The organism is Saccharothrix sp. NBAS 001 (assembly GCF_056640475.1).
In genome coordinates, this window is sequence record NZ_CM153251.1 from 465,233 (window position 1) to 488,037 (window position 22,805).

Genomic DNA, 22,805 nt, shown 5'->3' on the forward strand with positions numbered 1-22,805 from the left:
CTGCGCACCAGGGCGTGCGACCTGTTCGGCGTGCGGTACCCGATCGTGCAGACCGGCATGGGGCACGTGTCCGACGCCCGGCTGACCACGGCCACCGCCAACGCCGGCGGCCTGGGCATCCTGTCCGCCGGGCTGCTGTCCTACGACGAACTCGCCGCCGCCGTCGACGCCGTGCAGGCGGGCACCGACCGGCCGTTCGGCGTGAACGTGCGGGCCGACCAGCCCGACGTGGGCAAGCGGCTGGACCTGCTGATCGCCGCCGGGGTGAAGGTCGCGTCGTTCGCGCTGGCCCCGCGCCAGGACCTGATCGCCAAGTGCAAGGACGCCGGGCTGGTCGTCGTGTCGTCCATCGGCGCGCGGCGGCACGCGGAGAAGGTCGCGGGGTGGGGCGCGGACGCGGTCATCGTGCAGGGCGGCGAGGGCGGCGGCCACACCGGCGGCGTGCCGACCAGCCTGCTGCTGCCGCAGGTGGTGGACGCGGTGGACATCCCGGTGATCGGCGCGGGCGGCTTCTTCGACGGGCGCGGCCTGGTCGCGGCGCTGTCCTACGGGGCCGCCGGGATCGCGATGGGCACCCGGTTCCTGCTCACCCGCGAATCCCCGGTGGCCGACCAGGTCAAGGAGTTCTACCTGGCGAGGACCGTCAACGACACGGTGCTCACCAACGAGGTCGACGGGCTGCCGCAGCGGGTGCTGCGGGCCGGCACCGTCGACCGGCTGGAACGCAGCTCCGCGCCCACCAGGCTGCTGCGGGCGGTGCGCAACGCGGTCGCGTTCCGGGGCGAGTCCGGGATCTCGTGGCGGGACCTGGTGCGCGAGGGCCTGGCGATGCGCAAGAGCCGGGACCTGACCTGGAGCCAGGTCGTGATGGCCGCCAACGCCCCGGTGCTCTACCGGGCGGCGCTGGTGGAGGGCCGCACGGACGTCGGCGTGATGGCCACCGGGCAGGTGGTGGGACTGATCGACGACCTGCCGACCTGCGCGGAGCTGGTGGAGCGGATCGTGGCGCAGGCAGAGGACGTCCTGCGCCGGCTGAAGGAGGCAACGTGACGGCACTCGCCGATCGGGTCGTCGTGGTGACCGGCGCGGGCCGGGGCATCGGCCGGGAGCACGCCCTGCTCGCCGCCGCCGAGGGCGCGGCCGTCGTGGTGGCGGACCACGGCGCGGACGCGGCCGGCCGGGGGACCGACCCCGCTGTCGCGCAAGCGGTTGCGGACGAGATCACCGCCGCCGGCGGACGTGCGGTGGCCGCTGTCGCGGACGTCGCGACGCTGGCCGGGGCGCAAGAGCTGCTCGACCTCGCGGTGGACGCGTTCGGCGCGGTGCACGGCCTGGTGAACAACGCGGGCATCCTGCGGGACAAGATGTTCGTCAACATGTCCGAAGAGGACTGGGACGCCGTGGTCCGCGGCCAGTTGCGGGCCACGTTCGCGCCCAGCCGGGTGTTCGCCGCGCACTGGCGCGACGAGGCCAAGGCGGGCCGCGCGCACCGCGCGTCGGTGGTCAACGTGTCCTCCACCTCCGGGTTGATCGGCGCGGTCGGCCAGACCAACTACGGCGCGGCCAAGGCCGGGATCGCCGCGCTGACCGTGATCCTGGCGCAGGAGCTGGGCCGCTACAGCGTGCGCGCCAACGCGATCACCCCCGTCGCCCGCACCCGGATGACCCGGGACCTGCCGGTGATCGGCGAGCTGGTCGCCGCGCCCGCCGACCCGGACGCGTTCGACGTCTACCACCCCGGCAACGTCTCGCCGCTGGTCGCGTGGCTGCTCGCGGAGAACTGCCCGGCGACCGGGAAGGTGTTCTACGCCAAGGGCGGCGAGGTGCGCGAGTTCGCGCCGTGGAGCTACGGCTGGACCGTCGACAAGGGCGCCCGGTGGACCGTGGCGGAGCTGGACGAGGAGTTGAGCGACCGTGTCCGATGAGACGACGGGATCGGCCGGGGCGGAGCGGGACTGGGCGGGGCCGGCGCACGGGTTGCTGGCCGGCCGCTCGGTGCTGGTCACCGCCGCCGCCGGGACCGGGATCGGTTACGCCACAGCGCGTCGCGCCGCCGAGGAGGGCGCGCTGGTCGTGATCAGCGACCGGCACGAACGCCGCCTCGGCGAAGCGGCGGACCGGTTGGCGTCGCTGACCGGCACGCGCCCGCTGGCCGTGCCGTGCGACGTGACCGACCAGGCGCAGCTGGACGCGTTGATGGACGCGGTGGTCGAGGCGCACGGGTCGTTGGACGTGCTGGTCAACAACGCCGGTCTGGGCGGTACGGCGAGCGTGGTCGACATGACCGACCAGCAGTGGGATTCGGTGATCGCGGTGACGCTGACCGCGACGTTCAAGGCGACCCGGTCGGCGTTGCGGCACATGGTTCCCGCCGGGCGCGGCGTGATCGTCAACAACGCCTCGGTGATCGGGTGGCGGGCGCAGGCCGGGCAGGCGCACTACGCGGCGGCCAAGGCGGGCGTGATGGCGTTGACCCGGTGCGCGGCGATGGACGTCGCGCCGCACGGGATCCGCGTCAACGCCGTGTCGCCCAGCATCGCGATCCACCCGCACCTGGCCAAGGTCACCACCGACGACCTGCTGGCCGAGCTGTCCGCGCGTGAGGCGTTCGGGCGCGCGGCGCAGCCGTGGGAGATCGCCAACGTCATCGTCTTCCTGGCCAGCGACTACTCGTCGTACCTGACGGGCGAGGTCGTCTCGGTCAGCAGCCAGCACCCTTAAGGAGCCGAGCATGGCCAACCCGGACGCCGCGGGCGTCGAGGGCGACCCGTTCCGGATGGACGTGGAGCGGGGCAAGATCCGCGAGTTCGCCGCCGCGACCGGCGGCACCGACCCGTACTACCTGGCGGGCGACCGGCCGGTGTCGCCGCCGACCTTCCTCACCACCACGTTCTTCTGGCAGACCGAGGGCGCGAACCCGTGGCCCGCCGTGGAGTTGGACCAGCGGCGCGGCCTGCACGCCGAGCAGGAGTTCGTGTTCTTCGGCCCGCCGCCGCGCGCCGGCGACCGGTTGACCGCGCGGTCGCGGATCGGCGAGGTGTTCACCAAGCAGGGCAGGCGCGGCGGCGAGATGACCTTCGCCGTGATGCACACCGACTTCCACGACGAGACCGGCCGGCTCGTCGCCCGGTCGACCATGACCGGTGTCGAAACCGCCCGGCCGCCGGCGGAACCCGCAGCCCGGGAGGACCCGTGACCGTGCCCGACGCGCCGGCCCCGTGGGTGGTGGGACCGGTGACCCGCACCGACTTCGTCCGCTACCAGGGCGCTTCCGGCGACATGAACCCGATCCACCACGACGAGGAGTTCGCCCGCGCGGCCGGGTTCCCCACCCCGTTCTCGGTGGGCATGTGGCAGGCCGGGCTGCTCGGCACCTACGCCACCGACTGGCTGGGGCCGGAGAACGTCCGGGTGTTCCGCGTCCGCTTCCGCGAACAGGTCTGGCCGGGTGACGTGCTGACCTGCACGGGCCAGGTGCTGCGCGAGTACGCCGAGGACGGCGGGCGGCGGGTCGACGTGGAGCTGACCTGCCGGCGGCAGAACGGGAACCCGGCGGTCACCGCGTGGTCCACCTTCGTGCTTTCCGACCAGGAGGACCCCGATGCCGACTGAGCACTTCCCGCCGCTGGAACCGGACCTGGTGACGCGGGTCGCGCACCCCGACGGCGTGGTGGAGATCGTGGTGGACCACCCGCCGGTCAACGCGCTGCCGGTCGCGGGCTGGTTCGCCCTGGCCGACGCGGTGACGGCGGCCGGCGCGGCGCCCACGACGCGGGTCGTCGTGCTGCGCGCGCAGGGCCGGGGCTTCAACGCGGGCGTCGACATCAAGGAGATGCAGCGGGACCGGGGTTTCACCGCCCTGGTCGGCGCGAACCGGGGCTGTTACGCGGCGTTCAAGGCGGTCTACGAGTGCCCGGTGCCGGTGATCTCGGCGGTGCACGGGTTCTGCCTGGGCGGCGGGATCGGGCTGGTCGGCAACTCCGACGTGATCATCGCCGCCGACGACGCCACGTTCGGCCTGCCGGAGGTGGACCGGGGCGCGCTCGGCGCGGCCACCCACCTGTCGCGGCTGGTGCCGCAGCACCGGATGCGGGCCATGGTCTACACCTCCGCCACGGCGACCGCCGCCGAGCTGCACGCCTACGGCTCGGTGCACGCCGTCGTGCCGCGCGCCGAACTCCGCGCCGCCGCGCTGCGGCTCGCGGGCGAGATCGCGGCCAAGGACCCGGACGTGATCCGGGCGGCCAAGGCGTCGCTGAACGGCATCGACCCGTGGGACGTCAACCGCAGCTACCGGTTCGAGCAGGGTTTCACCTTCGAACTCAACCTCTCCGGCGTGGCCGACCGCGTCCGGGACGAGTTCGGTCGCCCGTGAGGGCCGCGGTGTGCCGGGCGCTGGGCGGCCCGGAGAACCTGGAGACCGCCGACGTGCCGGACCCGGTGGCCGGGCCCGGACAGGTGCTGGTGGACGTGCGCGCGGCGGGCGTGAACTACCCGGACGGCCTGATCGTCGCCGGGAAGTACCAGACCAAGCCGGATCCGCCGTTCACGCCGGGCAGCGAGGCGGCGGGCGTCGTGCGCGCGGTCGGCCCGGGGGTGGCCGGGCTCGCCGCGGGCGACCGGGTCGCGGTGTTCTGCGGCATGGGCGGGTACGCCGAACAGGTCGTGGTCGACGCCGAACGGGCGCACCGCATCCCGGACGGCATGGGTTTCGTCGACGCCGCGGCGTTCCCGGTGGCGTACGGCACGTCGTACCACGGGCTGGTCGACCGGGCCGGGCTGCGCGCGGGGGAGACGTTGCTGGTGCTGGGCGCGTCCGGCGGGGTCGGCCTGACCGCCGTGCAGATCGGCGTCGCGCTGGGCGCGCGGGTGGTCGCCGCCGCGTCGTCGGCGGAGAAGCTGGCCCTGTGCGGGGAGAACGGCGCGCACGAGCTGGTCGACTACAGCGGCGGGCTGCCGGACGTCGCGGCCGACGTGGTGTACGACCCGGTCGGCGGCGCGGTCGCGGAACGGGCGGTCCGCGCGCTGAACTGGGGCGGGCGGCACCTGACCGTGGGCTACGCGTCCGGCGACATCCCGAAGGTCGGCCTGAACCGGTTGCTGCTCAAGGAAGCTTCGCTGCTGGGCGTGCTGTGGGGTGCGTGGGCGCGGCGCGAGCCGGCCGCCGACGCGGCGAACACCGCGCGGCTCTTCCAGTGGTACACCGAAGGACTGCTGCGGCCCCACGTGGGCCTGACGTATTCGCTGTCCGACGCCGCCGCCGCGCTCGACGTGGTGATGAACCGGCGTGCGCTGGGCAAGGTCGTGTTGCGGACGGGGGACACCCGATGATGGATCTGGGACCAGGGCCGCGAGCGCGGGAACTGCTCGACGTGCTCGACGCTTTCATGACCGGGCACGTGTACCCGGCCGAGCCGGTGTACGCCGAGCAGCTGGCAGCCGCCGGGCCGCGTTCGCACGTGCTGCCGCCCGTGGTGGAGGAGCTGAAGGCCGAGGCCCGGTCGCTGGGCCTGTGGAACCTCTTCCTGCCCGACCTCTCCGGTCTGTCCACTCTGGACTACGCCTACCTGGCGGAGGTCACCGGCCGGTCGCCCTACATCGCGCCGGAGGCGTTGAACTGCTCCGCCCCGGACACCGGGAACATGGAGCTGCTGCACCTGTTCGGCACGCCCGAGCAGCGCGAGCGGTGGCTGGAACCGCTGCTGGACGGGCGGATCCGCTCCGGGTTCTCGATGACCGAGCCCGCCGTCGCCTCCTCCGACGCCCGCAACATCAGCACGTCGATCGTGCGCGACGGCGACGACTACGTGGTCAACGGCCGCAAGTGGTGGACCACCGGCGCGGCCGACCCGCGCTGCGAACTGCTGATCGTCATGGGGCGCATCGACCCGGACGCGCCCGCGCACCGGCAGCAGTCGATGATCCTGGTGCCGGTGGCCACGCCGGGCGTGCGGATCATCCGCTCCCTGCCCATCTTCGGCTACCACGACCAGCACGGGCACTGCGAGATCGAGTTCACCGACGTCCGCGTGCCGGTCGGCAACCTGCTCGGCGGCGCGGGCGAGGGGTTCGCCATCGCCCAGGCCCGGCTCGGGCCCGGCCGCGTGCACCACGCCATGCGCGCGCTGGGCATGGCCGAGCGCGGCCTGGAGCTGATGACCCGGCGGGTGCTCTCCCGCGAGGCGTTCGGCGGCCCGCTGTCCGACCAGGGCGTGGTGCGCACGTGGCTGGCCGAGTCCCGGATGGAGATCGAGCAGGCCCGGCTGCTGGTGCTCAAGACCGCGTGGCTGATCGACCAGGTGGGTGCGAAGGGCGCGGCCACCGAGATCGCCGCCATCAAGGTCGTCGCGCCCCGGGTGGCCCGCGCGGTGCTCGACCGGGCCATCCAGGCGCACGGCGGCGGAGGCGTCACCGAGGACTTCCCGATCGCCCGGATGTGGGCCAGCGCCAGGATCCTGGGCATCGCCGACGGCCCCGACGAGGTGCACGTCCGCACGGTCGCGCGGCAGGAGCTGCGCCGGGTCGAGGAGCGTGGGTGAGGTGGACCTGACGTGGAGCGACGCCGAGGAGGCGTTCCGGGCCGAGGCCCGCGCGTGGCTGGCCGAGCACGTGCCGCGCGAACCGCTGCCCTCCGGCGACACCCGGGAGGGCTTCGCCCGCCACCTGGAGTGGGAACGGCGACTGCACGCCGACCGGTGGTCCGTCGTGTCGTGGCCCGCCCGCTACGGCGGACGGGACGCGTCGCTGTGGGAGTGGCTGATCTTCGAGGAGGAGTACTACCGCGCGGGCGCGCCGCAACGGGTGACCCAGAACGGGATCTTCCTGCTGGCGCCGACCCTGTTCGAGTTCGGCACCCCGGAGCAGCGGGACGCGCTGCTGCCCCGGATGGCGGCGGCGCGGGACCTGTGGTGCCAGGGCTGGTCCGAACCCGGCGCGGGCAGCGACCTGGCCGGCATCCGCAGCCGCGCCGACCGGGAGGCCGGCGGGTGGCGGCTGTCCGGGCAGAAGACGTGGACCACGCGCGGCGCGTTCTGCACCCACCTGTTCGGGCTGTTCCGCACCGACCCGACCGCCGAACGCCACCACGGCCTGACCTACTTCCTGGTGCCGCTGGACGCGCCCGGCGTGACCGTGCGCGGCTTCGACCGGCTCGACGGCGACGAGGGTTTCGCGGAAGTGTTCTTCGACAACGCCTTCGTGCCCGACAGCGCGGTCCTGGGCGAGGTCGGCCAGGGCTGGCGGGTCGCGATGGCCACCACGGGTTCCGAACGCGGCCTGACCCTGCGCTCGCCCGGCCGGTTCCTGCGCGCCGCCGACCGGCTGGTGGAACTGGCCCGGGAACGCGGCGGCGCGGCGGCGGAGACCGCCGACGTGTGGATGCGGGCGCAGTCCTACCAGCTGTTCACCCTCGCGCAGGTCACCGACATCGTGGAGGGGCGCGCGCCGGGCGCGCGGTCGAGCCTCAACAAGGTCTTCTGGTCGGAGCTGGACATCCGGCTGCACGAGACGGCGCTGGAGCTGCTCGGCCCGGAGGGCCAGACCGACAACGCGTGGAGCCGGGGCTTCCAGTTCTCGCTGTCCGGCCCGATCTACGCGGGCACCAACGAGATCCAGCGCAACATCATCGCCGAGCGCGTGCTCGGCCTGCCCAGGAGGTGACCGGGATGCGCTTCGCGCCGACCGCCGAGCAGGCGGACCTGCGGGCCGTGGTGCACGACCTGGTGCGGCGGTGGTGCCCGCCGGCCGTGGTCCGGGCCGCCCCCGGTTCGCCCGAGCACGCCGAACTGCGCGCCAGGCTCGCCGAACTGGGCGTGCACGGCCTGCTGACCGACCTGGAGCTGGACGAGAACCACCTGGTGCCGGTGATGGTCGAGACGGGCTGGGCGGCGGTGCCCCTGCCCCTGGTCGACACGGTGGCCTTCGGGTCCGGCGTCCTGGCGGCGGCGGGCCTGCCGACCGCCGAGTGCGTCGCGGACCCGAGCGGTCGCGGCCTGGTCCGGCACTCCGGCCACGCGCGGACCCTGCTGTCCGGCGGTTTCGGCGGCGTGGGGCCGATCCGGGTGGTCGACCTGGCGGACGCGACCCGCGAGCCCGTCGCCGCCGTGGACCCGGCCGCCGACCTGCACCGGGTGGCCGGGGCAGTGACGTCCACGGTGGACGATCCGGAAGTCGTGGAAACCGCGTGGCTGCGCGGAGTCCTGGCGGCGTCCGCGCAGCTCGTCGGCCTGGCCCGGCGGATGCTGGAGACGACCGTCGAGTACGTGGGGACGCGGCGGCAGTTCGGCGTCCCGGTGGGCAGCTTCCAAGCGGTGAAGCACCGCCTGGCCGACGCGTACCTGGAAGTCGAGTTCGCCGCGCCCGCCGTGGCCCGCGCCGGGTTCTCCCTGGCGTGCCGGGACCCGGACCGGGCGCGGGACGTGTCGATGGCCAAGGCCCTGGCGTCCGGGGCGGCGCTGACCGCCGCGCGGGCGGCGATCCAGTGCCACGGCGCGATCGCCTACACCACCGAGTACGACCTGCACCTGTACGCGAAGCGGACCTGGGCGTTGGCCGCCGACTGGGGCTCCGCGGCCTGGCACCGCGCGGCCGTCGCCGCTGCGCTGGGCCTGGGAGAGAAGGGAGTCCGACCGTGAGCACGGTCCTCTACGAGGTGCGCGACGGCGTCGCCGTGGTGACGATGAACCGCCCCCGCTACCGCAACGCGCAGAACTCCGCCATGACCTACGCCCTGGACGACGCCTTCTACCGGGCCGCGTCGGACGACGACGTGAAGGTGATCGTCCTGGCGGGTGCCGGCGACCACTTCTCGGCCGGGCACGACATCGGCACCCCGGAGCGGGACGTCGACCGGTCCTTCGACCGCCGGGCCGGCCTGTGGTGGGACCACGTGGGCAAGGACGGCGTGGACAGCCGCTTCGCCCGCGAGTCCGAGGTCTACCTGGGGATGTGCCGCCGGTGGCGGGAGCTGCCCAAGCCCACCATCGCGATGGTGCAGGGCGCGTGCGTGGCCGGCGGCCTGATGCTGGCCTGGTGCTGCGACCTGATCGTGGCCGCCGACGACGCGTTCTTCGCCGATCCGGTGGTGCGCATGGGCATCCCCGGCGTCGAGTACTTCGCCCACCCGTGGGTGATGGGTCCCCGCCACGCCAAGGAGTTCCTGTTCACCGGCAACCGGGTCACCGCCGACCGGGCGCTGGCGCTGGGCATGGTGAACCGGGTGGTGGCCAGGGCCGGGCTGGAGGAGGAGACCTTCGGCCTGGCGGCGACCGTGGCCGGCATGCCCAGGCTCGGCCTGGCCCTGGCGAAGAAGGCGGTCAACCAGGCCGAAGACCTGATGGGCCTGCGGGCGGGCATGGACTCGGTGTTCGGCCTGCACCACGCCGCGCACGCGCACAACGCGGAGGTGGCCGGCGACTCGCTGTCCGGCCACACCGCGAAGTCCATGCGGGACCGGTAGGTCACGCGCCGACCGGCGCGCCGGTGAGCCGGCCGTCGTGGACCTCCACGACCCGGTCGGCGGCGGTCAGGTGGGTGCGGTCGTGGGTGACCAGGACGGTGGCCGTCGCCTGGCGGCGGGTCAGCCGGGTGATCAGGTCGACCACGGCCGCGCCCCGCTCGTGGTCCAGCGCGCTGGTCGGCTCGTCCACCAGCAGCACCTGCGGTTCGTTCATCAGCGCGCGGGCGATGTTGACCCGCTGCCGCTGCCCGCCGGAGAGCTGGTGGGGTCGGCGGTCGGCGAGGTCGGCCAGGCCCACGGCGTCCAGCAGCTCCAGCGCGCGCGGCCGGGCGGCGGTGGGCGAGCGGCCGTCGAGGTGGGCCATCACCTGGAGCTGCTCGGCCGAGGTCAGCGACGGCAGCAGGTTCGGCTGCTGGAACACCGTGCCGATGGACCGCCGGCGCAGCGCGGCCAGCTCGCCCCGGCCCAGGCCGGTGGTGTCGACGCCGGCCACGACGACCGTGCCGGAGTCCGGGGTGACCAGCGTGGCGGCGACCGCGAGCAGGCTGGACTTGCCGGAGCCGGACGGGCCCACGACGGCGGTCAGGGTGCCCGCCGGGACGACGAGGTCGACCCGGTCGAGCGCGGTCAGCCGGCCGTCGCCGTCCGGGTAGGTGAGGGTGATGTCGTGCAGTTCGAGGCTCATCGGGCGGCTCCCAGGGCGGTCAGCGGGTCCACGGAGGTGATGCGGCGCACGGCCAGCGCCGCGCCGGCCGCACCCAGCAGGATGGTCACGGCGGCCGGCAGCAGGACCGTCGCGGGGGTGAGCAGGAACGGGACGGCGGTACCGGCCAGCGCGGCGCCCGCCGCGACCGCGAGCCCCGTGCCGAGCAGGGTCCCGCCGGCCAGGACGACGACCGCCTGGCCCAGGGCGTCGCGCAGGAGCCCGGCGGTGGACGCGCCCAGCGCCTTGAGCACGGCGACGTCCCCGGCCCGCTGGATCGTCCACACGGTGAAGAACGCGCCGATCACCAGCGCCGAGATGGCGAACAGGAAGGCGCGCATCAGCTGGAGCGAGCCGTTCTCCGAGGTGTAGGAGCCGATGCCGGCCAGCGCGTCGCCGGTCGGCACGGTCCGGGTGCCGGCCGCGGCGTCGGTCGCGGCGGTGTCGGTGCCGTCGGTGGTCAGGGCGATCACGGTGGCGGCCCGCGCGTCCGGCGGCGCGCTGTGCCGCCAGGTGTCCACAGTGGTCCAGACGACGGGCGTGTGGCTGTACCAGGTGTCGCCCTGCACGGCGGTGACGGTCAGCGCGCGGCCGGCCAGGGTGATCGTGTCGCCGGGGGCCGCGTCCAGGTCGTCGGCGGCCCCGGTGGACAGCACGATCGAGCCGTCGTCACCCACCGGGGCGAACGACGTCCCGGGGCGCACCCCGAACACCGTGACCGGGGCGTTGCGGCCACCGGTCGAGATCTTCGTGGTGGCGATGCCCAGCGGCTCGGCGGACCGCACGCCCGGCGCGTCCGCCCACCGCCGCACCTGCTCGTCGGTCACGGCCGAGTCGGCGAACGACACCTCCGGCCCGCCGAACGCGATCCGGTCCACGGGCAGCTCCGCGATCCCCGAGGTGTTCTGCCGGCCGAGCCCGGCGGTCAGCCCGGACAGCAACCCCACCAACAGGGTGATGAGCACGATGACGCTCCCCATGAGCGCGAAGCGCCCCTTGGCGAACCTGAGGTCTCTCCAGCCGACGAACATCTCGTCCTTCCTCCCACAGCAGCGGTGTGCCTCCACGGTCGCCCGGCGGAGGGGTCCGCCGCATCGCGCGGGGGAACGGACTTCCCGCGCCGCGAGGAGGCCCCGGACCTCGAACTTTCGGTTGATGCCGGTTCCGGCCCGCTCACCTACCCTGGACGGTGCCCATGGAGAACACCCTCACCACCCGCGTCGTGCTCACCTGGTGCCTGCACCTGCTGGTCGTCGGCCTGATCGCGCTCGCCGCCCTGCGCGCGGCGGCACCCGGTCCCGTCGTGGTCGCGGCTCTGCTGGTCGCCGTGTACGCGGCGGGCGCGCTGGTGCCGGGCCTGCGCCGCACCCGCCGGGCCGCCGGGTGGTGGCTCGCCGCGGTGTGCGCGGTGTGGGTGGCGCTGCTCGTGCTGACCGCCGACGCGCTGTGGGTGGCGTTCCCGCTCTACTTCCTGCAACTGCACCTGCTGCCGCGCCGCGCGGGCGTCCTCGCGGTCGCCGGCACGGCGTTCGCCGCCGTCACCTCGTTCGCGCTGCACCAGGGCTTCACCCCGGCGGCGGTGATCGGACCGGTGCTCGGCGCGGCCGTCGCGGTCGCCGTCGTGTGGGGCTACCAGGCGCTCTACCGGGAGAGCGAGCGCCGCCGCCGGCTGATCGAGGAACTCACCGCCACCCGCGCCGACCTGGCCGAGGCCCAGCACACGGCCGGGGTGCTCGCCGAACGCGAACGGCTGGCCCGCGAGATCCACGACACCCTCGCGCAGGGCCTGTCCAGCATCCAACTGCTGCTGCGCGCCGCCGAGCGCATCCTGCCCGACCGCCCCGACGACGCCGCCCGCCACGTCGGGCAGGCCCGCCGGACGGCCGTGGACAACCTCGCCGAGGCCCGCCGCTTCGTGGCCGCGCTCAGCCCGCCCGCGCTGGACGGCACCACCCTGGCCGGCGCGCTGGAACGGCTGTGCGCCACCACCCGGTCCCCGTCCACCACCTTCCGGCTGGTCGGGCGGCCCGTGCCGCTGCCCACCGCGCACGACGTGGCGCTGCTGCGGATCGCCCAGTCCGCGCTGGCCAACACCGTCCGCCACGCCCACGCGCGCACCGCGACCGTCACCCTCGACCACCGCGCCGACGGGACCGCGCTGGAGGTCGCCGACGACGGCGTCGGCTTCGACCCGGCGGCGCTGCCCGCGCCCGACCCGGCGGCCGGCGGGTTCGGCCTGGCCGCGATGGCCGCCAGGGTGCGCTCGCTGGGCGGCACCCTCACCATCGACTCGGCGCCCGGCCGGGGCACCACCCTGACCGCGTGGCTCCCCACCCCGGAGGCGGCACCGTGACCCCGATCCGACTGCTGCTGGCCGACGACCACCCGGTGGTCCGGGCGGGCCTGCGGGCCGTGCTGGAGACCGAGCCGGACCTGGTCGTGGTGGCCGAGGCGGCGACCGCCGAGCAGGCCGTGGCGCTGGCCGAGGAGCTGGACGTGGACGTCGTGCTGATGGACCTCCAGTTCGGCGGCGGCATGAACGGCTCCCAGGCCACCGCCGCGATCAGCGCCCGCCCCGGCGCGCCCCGGGTGCTGATCGTCACCACCTACGACACCGACGCCGACACCCTGCCCGCGATCGAGGCGGGCGCGACCGGCTACCTGCTCAAGGACGCGCCGCCGGAGGAGCTGGCCGCCGCCGTCCGCACCGCCGCCGCAGGCGGCACCGCGCTGGCCCCGGCGGTGGCCGACCGGCTGATGAACCGGCTGCGCACCCCCGGCGTCGCGCTGACCAGGCGGGAGACCGAGGTGCTGGCCCTGGTCGCCGAGGGCCTGTCCAACCACGCCATCGGGGAACGCCTCGACCTCACCCTGGCCACGGTGAAGTCCCACCTGGTGCACATCTACGCGAAACTGGGCGTCGACTCCCGCACCGCCGCCGTGGCCGCCGCCACCGCGCGCGGCCTGATCCGCCGCTGACCGACCGCCGCGCCGACCGTCCACACGCGACGGGTCACCCGTTCGTGGCGGACGTTTCGCCCGGCGTGCGCCAAAACCCCGTGTCAGGATCCGGACGTCGTCGCGGAGGAGCACGGTGGAGGCACGATGTCGTTGATCGCCCGGCTGGGTCGGGGACGCCGGGTGGTCGCCCAGGCGGTCGTGGTGGCGATCGCGGCGGCGCTGGTGGCCGTGCCCGAGGCGTCCGCCGCCACGTGGGCGGTCGAGGGCGAGAACGACCCGTCCACGTTCGACTGCGACCACCTCTACTACAGCAACTACCGGTCCGGGATGCAGTTCGCGAACGACGCCTCCGGCGAGCCGGTCATCGACAACACGGTGATCAGCAAGCGGGTCGGGGCCGGGCCGCCGGACTACTGGTCGACCAGCATGGCGCTGGGCAAGGACCCGGACACCGGCAACGTCGCCGCGTTCTACGCGAACTACACGACCTCGAACCGCACGCTGTACAAGCACGTCTCCGGCACCAACACGGTCACCGACGAGATCGCCGGCGGCGCCGGGCGGCAGCTGCCGGCCGGGACGAACTGGGGCGGCATCGCCGCCGACCCGGTGACCGGCGCGCTGTACGGGGCGCAGAACGGCGGCGTGCCCAAGCTGTTCCGGATGGACCTGGCGACCGGGGCGACGCAGGAGTGGACGCGCGGCACGAACCTGACGTCCGTGCCGTCCGACGACCCGGTGTTCGCGGGCGGGTCGATGGTGCCGGACATGTTCGTGGACAGCAACGGCGGCGCGTACTACGGCATCTCCTACGGCGGCTCGTCCTACGTGTACCGGCTGGACCCGGCGACCGGGACGACGACCCAGGCCGTGCACGTGACCGGGCCCGCGTCCGGCAACGGGTTCAACAACTACGGCATGGCCTACGCGCACAACGCCATCTACCTCGGCGCGTACTGGGGCGCGCTCTACAAGGTCGACCCGGTGACCGGCGTGTCCGAGGAGGTCGCCGGCGGCTACGCGCACCAGAACCAGGTCGGGCGGATCGAGTCCGAGGGCGGCGGCACCTGGCCGATCACCGACCTCGCCGCGTGCCGGGTCGCGCCCGACCTGACCAAGAAGATCGTGGTCGCCAAGACCTCCGACCGGACCACCGCCCGACCGGGCGACAAGGTCACGTACACGGTGACGGTGCGCAACACCGGCACCGGTCCGGCGTCCGGGGTGTCCGTGGTCGACGACCTGAGCGGCGTCGTGGACGACGCCACCTACAACAACGACGCGGTCGCCGTCGGGCCCTCCACCCAGCCCGTGTTCGACCCCGCGACGAACCTCCTGCGGTGGACCGGCGACATCGAGGCCGGGGCCACCGTCACCATCACCTACTCGGTGACCGTGGGCAGCCCGCCCGGCGGCGACAAGACGCTGCGCAACACCGTCACCTCGCCCGACGGCAACTGCTCGGACGGGTGCTCCAACGAGGTGCCGATCGCGTTGCTGCGCTTCAGGAAGACCAGCGCCCCGGCCGATCCCAAGCCCGGCGGTACCGTCACCTACACGGTCACCGCGACCAACGACGGCACCGCGCCGTGGACCGGGGCCACGTTCGCCGACGACCTCTCCGGCGTGCTGGACGACGCCGCCTACAACAACGACGCCACGGCCAGCGGCGGCGTGGTCGGCTACGACCCGGCGGGCCGGAAACTCACCTGGACGGGCGACGTACCGCCCGGTGGCACGGTGACCGTGACCTACTCGGTGACCGTGGGCAGCCCGCCCGGCGGCGACAAGCGCCTGACCAACGCCGTCGTCGGGCCGGACGGCTCGAACTGCCCGGCCGGCTCCACCGACCCGGACTGCGCCACCGACGAGGTCGTCACCGGCCTGGTGATCCGCAAGACCGCCGCGCCCACCACCGTCAAACCGGGCGACACGGTCACCTTCACCGTCACCGCCGAGAACGTCGGCGGCACGGCGGTCCTCGGCGCGACGCTGACCGACGACCTGACCGGCGTGCTGGACGACGCCGACTACCAGGGCGACGCGGTGGCCCGCGTCGGCGGCGCGAACGCGCCCACCCAGCCGGCGTTCGACGCCGGCACCCGCAAGCTCACCTGGACCGGTGACGTCGGCGTCGGCCAGACCGTCACCATCACCTACACGGCCAAGGTGAAATCACCGCCCACCGGCGACTTCTCCCTGGTCAACGCCGTGACCGGGCCGGACGGGTCGACCTGCCCGCCCGGTTCGGCCGACCCGGCGTGCGGCAGCGTGACGCCCGTCGGCGCGGTCACCGTCCGCAAGACCGCCGACAAGGCGACCGCCGCGCCCGGCGAGCGCGTCACCTACACCGTGACGGTCGTGAACACCGGGCAGGCCGACTACCCGGGCGCGACGTTCACCGACGACCTCTCGGGCGTGCTCGACGACGCGACGTGGGACGGCCCGGCCACGGCGAGCGTGGGCACCGCGACGTTCGACGCCGGCGCGAAGCGGCTCACGTGGACCGGTGACGTGGCGAAGGGCGCGACCGCGACCATCACGTACTCGGTGACGGTGGGGACGCCGCCGGCCGGGGACAAGAAGCTGCGCAACGCGGTGACCGGCGAGAACTGCCCACCGGGTTCGGCCGACCCGGCGTGCGGCACCGAGACGCTGGTCAAGTCGCTCGCGCTGCGCAAGACCGGCAGCCCGGCCAACCCGAAGGTCGGCGATGTCGTCACCTACACGGTCGTGGTGACCAACACCGGGACCGCGCCCTACGCCGGGGCGGCGTTCGTCGACGACCTGAGCGACGTGCTGGACGACGCTTCGTGGAACGGCAACGCCACCGCGACCACGGGCACCACGACGTTCGACGCGGCGGGCGCGAAGCTCACCTGGACCGGCGACCTGGCGGTCGGCTCGACGGCGACGGTCACCTACACCGTCACGGTCACCAACGGCGGCAACAAGTTCCTGCGCAACGTGGTCAGCGGCGACGGCTCGAACTGCCCGCCGGGCTCGGACGACCCGGACTGCACCAGCGTGCTTCCCAAGCCCCAGTTGGGGATCGTGAAGACGGTGTCGGCGACCAGCGTGAAGCCCGGCGACGTCGTCACGTACACGGTCGTCGTCACCGAAACCAGCGGCAACGCCCCCTACACGGGCGCGAAGTTCACCGACGACCTGTCCGGCGTGCTCGATGACGCGGCGTGGAACCGTGACGCCACGGCGACCTCCGGTTCCCTGGTGTTCGACCCGGGCGCGAAAACCCTGGTGTGGAACGGGGATGTCGCGGCCGGCGGCACCGTGACGATCACCTACGAGGTGACGGTGGGGACGCCGCCCGCCGGGGACAAGAAGCTGCGCAACGCGGTGACCGGGCCGGAGGACTCGACCTGTCCGCCGACCGACGCCTGCGACACGGACACGCCGGTCGCGCTGCTGAAGATCGTGAAGACCGCCGCGCCGGCCGGCCCGAAGGCCGGTGAGACCGTCACGTTCACCGTCGTGGTGAGCAACTCCGGCGAAGCCGACTACCCGGGCGCGCGGTTCACCGACGACCTGTCCGGCGTGCTGGACGACGCGGCGTGGAACGGTGACGCCACCGCGACCTCCGGTTCCGCCGTGTTCGACGCGGGCGCGAAAACCCTGGTGTGGAACGGGGATGTCGCAGCGGGCGGCACGGTCACCGTGACCTACTCGGTGACCGTCGGCCGACCCCCGGCCGGGGACCGCCGACTGCGCAACGCGGTGGTCGGACCGGACGGGGCCACCTGCCCGCCGGGCTCGACCGACCCGGACTGCTCGACGGTGACCCCGTTGGCGCTGCTGGAACTGGCCAAGACCGCGTCCCCGGCGACCGCGAAACCGGGGGAGAAGGTCACCTACACGGTCACCGCCCGCAACCCCGGCACCGCGACCTACGTCGGCGCGACCTTCACCGACGACCTGACCGGCGTGCTGGACGACGCGACCTACGACGGCGACGCCACCGCCTCGGCGGGCGAGGTCGCCTACACCGCACCGAACCTGACGTGGCGGCACGACCTGCCCGCCGGCGCGACGGTCACCGTCACCTACTCGGTCACGGTCGGCTCACCGCCCGCCGGCGACGGCGAGCTGCGCAACGCGGTGACCGGCCCGGCCGACTCGACGTGCGAAGGCGACTGCGGCACCGTCACCCCGGTCGCCGCGCTGCGCATCGCCAAGACCGTCGCGCCGGCCGACCCGAAGCCCGGCGACGAGGTGACCTACACCGTGCTGGTGACCAACACCGGCAAGGGGACCTACGCCGGGGCGACGTTCGCCGACGACCTGACCGGCGTGCTGGACGACGCCACCTACAACCGCGACGCCCGGGCCACCGCCGGCTCGGTCGCCTACGCCGCGCCGGTCCTCACCTGGAGCGGCGACGTCGGGGCGGGTGCGGAGGTCCGCGTCACGTACTCGGTCACCGTGAACCGCCCACCCGGCGGCGACAAGGTCCTCAAGAACGCGGTGACCGGCCCGGCCGACACGAACTGCCCGCCGGGCAGCGCGGACCCGGCCTGCGGCACGACCACGCCCGTCCCGGCGTTGAAGGTGGTCAAGAGCGGCACGCCGAACGACCCCAAGACCGGCGACACGGTCACCTACACGATCACCGTGACCAACGTCGGCGAGGCCGCGCACCCGGACGCGGCGTTCACCGACGACCTGACCGGCGTGGTGGACGACGCGACCTACAACGGCGACGCCACCGCGTCGACGGGCGCGGTCGCCTACACCGCACCGAAACTGACCTGGACCGGCTCGCTGGCGAAGGGCGCGACGGCCACCGTGACCTACTCGGTGACGGTCACCAACCTCGGCGACCGCAGGCTGGCCAACGTGGTCACCTCCGACGGCTCCAACTGCGAGCCCGGCTCCGACGACCCGGACTGCCGCTCGGTGCTCCCGGTGCCGAAGCTGGCGATCCGCAAGACGTCCACCCCCGACGCGGTGCCCGCCGGCGGGACCGTGACCTACCGGATCGTCATCGGCAACACGGGCGAAGCGCCGTACCGGGGCGCGCGGTTCACCGACGACCTGACCGGCGTGGTGGACGACGCGACCTACAACGGCGACGCGGCGGCGAGTTCGGGCGCGGTCGCCTACGCCGCGCCCAGCCTGACGTGGACCGGCGACGTGCCCCCGAACGCGGAGGTCACCGTGACCTACACGGTGACCGTCGGCACCCCGCCGGCCGGCGACCGCTTCCTGCGCAACGCCGTCACCAGCCCGGACGGCACGAACTGCCCCCTGCCGATGCCGGCGCTGTACGCGCGGGCGACCGGCCCGGTCGACCCGGCGTGCGCGACCGAGACGCCGATCCGGGAGCTGACCCTGCGCAAGACCGCCGACCCGAGCCCGACCGTCGCGCCCGGCGGCACCGTCCGCTACACGGTGACCGTGCACAACACCGGCACCGCCCGGTACGAGCGGGCGGAGCTGACCGACGACCTGGCGGACGTGCTGGACGACGCGACCTACGACGGCAACGCCGAGGCCGACACCGGGACGTTGTCCGTCACCGGGACCACGCTGCGCTGGGAAGGCCGCCTGGCACCGGCCCAGTTGGCCACGATCACCTACTCGGTGACCGTGCGCGCCGACGCGAAGGGCCCGCTGCGCAACACCGCCGTGTCCGCGACGCCGGGCGCGAACTGCACGGCGGAACGGCCGGACTGCACCACGAAGACCGACGTGACCGACGTGACCGCGCCGAAACCGCTGGCCGACACCGGAACCCGGGTGCTGGAACTCCTCCTGGCGGCCCTGGCCCTGCTGGCGACCGGTGCCCTGCTCCTGCGCCGAGGCCGCCGGACCTGATCGGGAAGCCGGACGTCCCGTGCCCGTAGCGCACGGGACGTCCAAGCGGTCACGCACCACCGTGCGGTGACAGGAACTCCAGCCAGCCGCCGAACACGCCGGACGCGCAGCACCGCCGCACCCCCGGGAATCGCCGTCCCGACGCACCTGGACACCCGCGCGATCCGTTCGGCCACGCCGTCGAGTCCGGCCACGGTGATCCCCGGGGTGCACCTCGCCGACCTCTGCCATCCCGTGCACGCCGAGGCAGAAACGCCCGCGCCCGATCTTCCCCGCCCGGCGGGATGTGCGGGCCGAGCCCGAACACGCCGGGCGCGTCCGCACGGGAGCGCGTGGTCCACGGTCCGTTGCCCTCCGTCACCGTCCGTCGCCCTGTCGCGCGGCCGGCCGTGCGTGGTTGACGTCTCCGCCGGGCGACGGGGTACCGTCCCTGCCGAAAACGTCACCCCGGAGTCGATCTTGTCCGTGCTGCCCCGCCGTGCCCGGTACCACCCCGAGTTGCAGGGGTTGCGCGGGCTCGCCGTCGCCCTGGTCGTCGTCTACCACGTCTGGCTGGGCCGGGTGTCCGGCGGCGTGGACGTGTTCTTCCTGCTCTCCGGCTTCCTGGTGACCGGGCAGCTGGTGCGCGCGGCGGCCGGCGACGGGATCGCGTTCCGGGAGTTCTGGGGGCGGATGGTCAAGCGCCTGTTCCCGGCGGCGCTGCTGGTGCTGGCGGCCACGATGGCCGTCGCGGTGGTCGCGCTGCCGGAGAACCGGTGGTTCCAGACGATCCGCGAGGTCGTCGCCGCCGCGCTCTACCTGGAGAACTGGCAGCTGGTCGCCGACACGGCCGACTACTTCGCCCGGCACGACGAGGCCGGCCCGGTGCAGCACTTCTGGTCGCTGGCCATCCAGGGGCAGTTCTACCTGGTGTGGCCGCTGCTGGTGGCCGGTGTCGCCGTCCTCGCCCGGCGCGACCTGCGGCGCGCCCTGGCCGTGGTGCTGGTGGTGGTGTTCGCCGCGTCCCTGGCCTACTCGGTCGTGGTGACCTCGACCAACCAGCAGTTGGCGTACTTCGACACGTTCGCCAGGGTGTGGGAGTTCGCCCTGGGCGCGCTGCTGGCCCTGGTGATCGACGCCCTGGTGCTGCCCCGCGCGGTGCGCGCGGTCCTCGGGTGGCTGGGCGTGGTCGGGCTGGTGGCGTGCGGGCTGGTCCTCCAGGTCGGCACGGTGTTCCCGGGCTACGCCGCGCTGTGGCCGACGCTGTGCGGCGCGGCGATCGTCGTGGCGGCCGGCGCGGGCGGCTCCGGCCGGCTGCTGACCGCGCGCCCGCTGCGCTACCTGGGCGACATCAGCTACCCGCTGTACCTGTGGCACTGGCCGGTCCTGGTGTTCTACCTGGTGATCCGGCAGCGCGAGGAGGTCGGGCCGCTCGGCGGCGCGGTGATCATCGGCTTGTCGCTGGTGCTCGCCGCCGCCACCCACCACCTGGTGGAGAACCCGGTGCGGCTGCGCGCCGACTGGGGCGGGTACCGGTTCGCGGTGGCCGGCCTGGTGCCGGTGCTGCTGCTGGCCGGCTGCTGGCAGGTGGTCAGCGAGCGCAAGGCCGCGTCCTACGACGCCCTGGTGGACGACCCGGACCACCCCGGCGCGCTGGCCCTGACCCCCGACTTCGAGTACTGGGGAGCGCCCGACGCGCCGGCCGTGCCGCCGATGATCTCGCTCGGCGGCGACTACGCGGGCATCCCCGACGCGACCTGCAAGGTCTCGCCGAGCAACAAGACGTTGGAGATCTGCTCGGCACCGGTCGCGAACCCGGAGAAGCGGGTCGTGGTCGTCGGCGACTCGCACATGCAGCAGCTCCTGGCGGCGCTGGAGCCGATCGCCCGCGACCGGGGCTGGCAGCTGATCCACATGCTGCGCGGCGCGTGCCCGTTCGCGACCACCTCCGAGGCGATCCCGGGCGACAAGCTGTGCACCCAGTGGAACGCCGACGCCATCTCCGAGATCGTCTCGATGCGCCCAGACCTGGTGTTCGCCAACGGCAGCCGCGACGTCCGGGCCGGTCTCACCGAGACCACGCCGGACGGGTTCGTCGGCGCCTGGCGGATCCTGGAGCAGGAGGGCATCCCGGTGTTCGCGACCCGCGACAACCCGCGCTTCGCGTCCCCGCCGGGCATCTGCGCCGCCACCCACGGGCCGGACGCGCCGCAGTGCAGCACACCGCGCGCCGAACTGCTCGCGCCCGACGCGCCTTACACCGCGATCCCGGACCTGCCGTCGAACGTGACGTTCCTGGACTTCAGCGACTACTACTGCGCGGTGGACACGTGCCCGCCGATCATCGGCAACGTGTACGTGTACCTGGACGACAACCACGTCAGCGCCACCTACATGCGGTCCATGACCCCGATGGTCGCTGCGGCCATCGACGGCTCGCTCACGCCGTGACGCCGTTGTCCACGAGCCACTGCCGCGTGCCGTCCACCGTCGCCGCGTAGACCGCGTTCGCCACCCGCTGCCCCCACAGCGACCGTGGACCGCCGTAAGGCTCGCCACCGCCGTCCGGGCAGCACACGACGATCGCGTCGCTCGGCGTGCCGGTGCCGTGCACGCCCTCGTCGGCCAACGCCTGCGCCTTCGCCTCGGTCGCCGTGACCACGGCGTTGACCAGCGCGCCGTCGTCCAAGCCGACCGGCACCCAGCAGACCGTGTTGATCGTCCCCGGTGCCCACACCGCGCGGTCCGCGCGGGCGGCGGCGAACGTCGGGTGGCTGAGCCCGACCGTGGCGACGCACTCGACCCCCCGATCCGCGCCGACCGCGAACGCCGTGACCACGGCGGCCGTCAACAGGCCCGATCCGGGACCCACCAGACCCCACGAGCCGGCCAGTTCGGCGATGTGCGCCACGGGGTCGCGGTGGTACTCGTCGTCCACCTCGACGTTGACCACCCAGCGACACGGCCCGAGCCCGCCACCGACCACCGCCGTCGACACCGCCCGCACCCCGTCCGGGAACGACCACGCCAAGGTCGGCCGGCCGTTGTCGGGCTGCACCAGGACGTCGGGCCGGAGTACCCCGGGCCGGTCTTCGTCGGGCGGGATGATCGTGGACACCCGTCGCACGGTACTGGCGTCTACGGCGACCAGTGCGGCACGTCTTCTTCGGCCTGTAGACACACTGTTCGCCGGTTCGTCGCCCGCCGTCGCTGACCCGCTGAGGCATCGTCGCGAACATGGTGGCCAGAGCTGGTTTGTTGTCGGGCGGCATGATCAACAGGTGTCTGCGGCGTGGTCACGTTCGCCGGCGCAGTACGTCGTCCACGGCTCGTAGGCATTCCTCGCCGGTTCGTTGCCCGCCGTCCCGGACCAGTTGCGGCACTGTTGCCGCGAGCACGATGACCAGGCTCGGCCGGCTGTCGTCGGGCTCAGGAGGCCGGGCCCGGAGTGCCTCTCGTGGGGGCTCGGCGGGGGGCATGGTCAATGGATGCCTGCGGCGTGGTCACGTTCGCCAGTGCGGCACGTCTTCCCTGGCCTGTAGGCACTCTTCGCCGGTTCGTCGCGAACCAGTTACGGCCCGGCGCGGCGAGCACGATGACCAGAGCCAGCGGGCTGTTGTCAGGCAAGGTATGTCGGGCCGGAGTGCCGTGGCCGGATTTCGTCGGTGGCATGGCCAACGGACGTCTGCGGCGTGGCCATGCCCGCCGGTGCGGCGCGTCGTCCACGGCCTGCTTGCGTTCTCCGCCGATGCGTTACGCGCCGTCCCGGACCAGCTGCGGCACCGCCCGTCGCGAGCGCGGTGTCCACACTCCGCCGGTTGTTGTCGGGCTCGGGATGCCGAGCCGACCTCGCCGGTTCGTTGCCCGTCG

At 73.7% G+C, this 22,805-nt stretch carries 18 protein-coding genes; 15 read left to right on the top strand and 3 right to left on the bottom strand.

Translation table 11 applies throughout. From position 1 onward, the window contains the following. The 11 genes from AC0HI0_RS02145 to AC0HI0_RS02195 are packed head-to-tail and all read left to right on the top strand — an operon-like array spanning nt 1 to nt 9,457. On the top strand, nt 1-1,050 hold the full coding sequence (locus AC0HI0_RS02145; RefSeq protein ID WP_480934237.1) for an NAD(P)H-dependent flavin oxidoreductase: 1,050 nt from the start codon (nt 1-3) through the stop codon (nt 1,048-1,050). Beyond that, nucleotides 1,047-1,925: an SDR family NAD(P)-dependent oxidoreductase gene (locus tag AC0HI0_RS02150; RefSeq protein WP_480930529.1), complete on the top strand. Its 879-nt coding sequence runs from the start codon at nt 1,047-1,049 to the stop codon at nt 1,923-1,925. The genes AC0HI0_RS02145 and AC0HI0_RS02150 overlap by 4 nt, the downstream gene beginning before the upstream one ends. A gap of 52 nt (nt 1,926-1,977) precedes the next feature. Next, nucleotides 1,978-2,721: an SDR family oxidoreductase gene (locus tag AC0HI0_RS02155; protein ID WP_480934238.1), complete on the top strand. Its 744-nt coding sequence runs from the start codon at nt 1,978-1,980 to the stop codon at nt 2,719-2,721. A gap of 10 nt (nt 2,722-2,731) precedes the next feature. Further along, complete coding sequence (locus tag AC0HI0_RS02160; protein ID WP_480930530.1) at nt 2,732-3,196, top strand: FAS1-like dehydratase domain-containing protein; 465 nt, start codon at nt 2,732-2,734, stop codon at nt 3,194-3,196. After that, on the top strand, nt 3,193-3,612 hold the full coding sequence (locus AC0HI0_RS02165; RefSeq protein WP_480930531.1) for a MaoC/PaaZ C-terminal domain-containing protein: 420 nt from the start codon (nt 3,193-3,195) through the stop codon (nt 3,610-3,612). The genes AC0HI0_RS02160 and AC0HI0_RS02165 overlap by 4 nt, the downstream gene beginning before the upstream one ends. After that, complete coding sequence (locus tag AC0HI0_RS02170; RefSeq protein ID WP_480930532.1) at nt 3,602-4,375, top strand: enoyl-CoA hydratase family protein; 774 nt, start codon at nt 3,602-3,604, stop codon at nt 4,373-4,375. The genes AC0HI0_RS02165 and AC0HI0_RS02170 overlap by 11 nt, the downstream gene beginning before the upstream one ends. Beyond that, complete coding sequence (locus AC0HI0_RS02175; protein WP_480930533.1) at nt 4,372-5,331, top strand: NADPH:quinone oxidoreductase family protein; 960 nt, start codon at nt 4,372-4,374, stop codon at nt 5,329-5,331. Before AC0HI0_RS02170 ends, AC0HI0_RS02175 begins: the two co-directional genes overlap by 4 nt. Beyond that, the gene (locus tag AC0HI0_RS02180) at nt 5,331-6,539 is read left to right on the top strand and encodes an acyl-CoA dehydrogenase family protein (RefSeq protein ID WP_480934239.1); all 1,209 of its coding nucleotides are present in this window, start codon (nt 5,331-5,333) and stop codon (nt 6,537-6,539) included. The genes AC0HI0_RS02175 and AC0HI0_RS02180 overlap by 1 nt, the downstream gene beginning before the upstream one ends. Nucleotide 6,540: 1 nt before the next feature. Beyond that, nucleotides 6,541-7,659 (top strand): acyl-CoA dehydrogenase family protein, encoded by a 1,119-nt coding sequence (locus tag AC0HI0_RS02185; protein ID WP_480930534.1) that lies wholly within the window; start codon nt 6,541-6,543, stop codon nt 7,657-7,659. Between the two features lie 5 nt (nt 7,660-7,664). Next, nucleotides 7,665-8,633 (top strand): acyl-CoA dehydrogenase family protein, encoded by a 969-nt coding sequence (locus AC0HI0_RS02190; protein ID WP_480930535.1) that lies wholly within the window; start codon nt 7,665-7,667, stop codon nt 8,631-8,633. Then, nucleotides 8,630-9,457 carry an enoyl-CoA hydratase gene (locus tag AC0HI0_RS02195; RefSeq protein WP_480930536.1) on the top strand — a complete coding sequence of 276 codons (828 nt, stop codon included), beginning with the start codon at nt 8,630-8,632 and terminating at the stop codon, nt 9,455-9,457. The genes AC0HI0_RS02190 and AC0HI0_RS02195 overlap by 4 nt, the downstream gene beginning before the upstream one ends. A 1-nt stretch (nt 9,458) precedes the next feature. Here the strand turns inward: AC0HI0_RS02195 and AC0HI0_RS02200 are convergent, their stop codons facing one another. Then, complete coding sequence (locus AC0HI0_RS02200; RefSeq protein WP_480930537.1) at nt 9,459-10,142, bottom strand: ABC transporter ATP-binding protein; 684 nt, start codon at nt 10,140-10,142, stop codon at nt 9,459-9,461. Next, nucleotides 10,139-11,191: an ABC transporter permease gene (locus AC0HI0_RS02205; RefSeq protein WP_480930538.1), complete on the bottom strand. Its 1,053-nt coding sequence runs from the start codon at nt 11,189-11,191 to the stop codon at nt 10,139-10,141. Before AC0HI0_RS02205 ends, AC0HI0_RS02200 begins: the two co-directional genes overlap by 4 nt. 164 nt (nt 11,192-11,355) lie before the next feature. Here AC0HI0_RS02205 and AC0HI0_RS02210 point away from each other — a divergent pair, with 164 nt between their 5' ends. The 4 genes from AC0HI0_RS02210 (at nt 11,356) to AC0HI0_RS02225 (ending at nt 21,386) form a co-directional block, all read left to right on the top strand. Beyond that, on the top strand, nt 11,356-12,513 hold the full coding sequence (locus AC0HI0_RS02210; protein ID WP_480930539.1) for a sensor histidine kinase: 1,158 nt from the start codon (nt 11,356-11,358) through the stop codon (nt 12,511-12,513). Continuing rightward, nucleotides 12,510-13,139 carry a response regulator gene (locus tag AC0HI0_RS02215; RefSeq protein WP_480930540.1) on the top strand — a complete coding sequence of 210 codons (630 nt, stop codon included), beginning with the start codon at nt 12,510-12,512 and terminating at the stop codon, nt 13,137-13,139. The genes AC0HI0_RS02210 and AC0HI0_RS02215 overlap by 4 nt, the downstream gene beginning before the upstream one ends. 126 nt (nt 13,140-13,265) lie before the next feature. After that, complete coding sequence (locus tag AC0HI0_RS02220) at nt 13,266-18,956, top strand: DUF7927 domain-containing protein (protein WP_480930541.1); 5,691 nt, start codon at nt 13,266-13,268, stop codon at nt 18,954-18,956. Between the two features lie 465 nt (nt 18,957-19,421). Next, nucleotides 19,422-21,386: an acyltransferase family protein gene (locus AC0HI0_RS02225; RefSeq protein WP_480934240.1), complete on the top strand. Its 1,965-nt coding sequence runs from the start codon at nt 19,422-19,424 to the stop codon at nt 21,384-21,386. On the opposite strand, the gene AC0HI0_RS02230 is transcribed toward AC0HI0_RS02225, so the two are convergent. Next, nucleotides 21,376-22,053 (bottom strand): adenosylcobinamide amidohydrolase, encoded by a 678-nt coding sequence (locus tag AC0HI0_RS02230; RefSeq protein WP_480930542.1) that lies wholly within the window; start codon nt 22,051-22,053, stop codon nt 21,376-21,378. The genes AC0HI0_RS02225 and AC0HI0_RS02230 overlap by 11 nt on opposite strands. Nucleotides 22,054-22,805 lie beyond the last annotated feature (752 nt).

Coding starts and splice junctions, on each gene's coding strand:
- AC0HI0_RS02160 (WP_480930530.1), top strand. CDS start 2,732: ATGGCCAACCCGGACGCCGCGGGCGTCGAGGGCGACCCGTTCCGGATG.
- AC0HI0_RS02170 (WP_480930532.1), top strand. CDS start 3,602: ATGCCGACTGAGCACTTCCCGCCGCTGGAACCGGACCTGGTGACGCGG.
- AC0HI0_RS02180 (WP_480934239.1), top strand. CDS start 5,331: ATGGATCTGGGACCAGGGCCGCGAGCGCGGGAACTGCTCGACGTGCTC.
- AC0HI0_RS02190 (WP_480930535.1), top strand. CDS start 7,665: ATGCGCTTCGCGCCGACCGCCGAGCAGGCGGACCTGCGGGCCGTGGTG.
- AC0HI0_RS02200 (WP_480930537.1), bottom strand. CDS start 10,142: ATGAGCCTCGAACTGCACGACATCACCCTCACCTACCCGGACGGCGAC.
- AC0HI0_RS02205 (WP_480930538.1), bottom strand. CDS start 11,191: ATGTTCGTCGGCTGGAGAGACCTCAGGTTCGCCAAGGGGCGCTTCGCG.
- AC0HI0_RS02210 (WP_480930539.1), top strand. CDS start 11,356: ATGGAGAACACCCTCACCACCCGCGTCGTGCTCACCTGGTGCCTGCAC.
- AC0HI0_RS02220 (WP_480930541.1), top strand. CDS start 13,266: ATGTCGTTGATCGCCCGGCTGGGTCGGGGACGCCGGGTGGTCGCCCAG.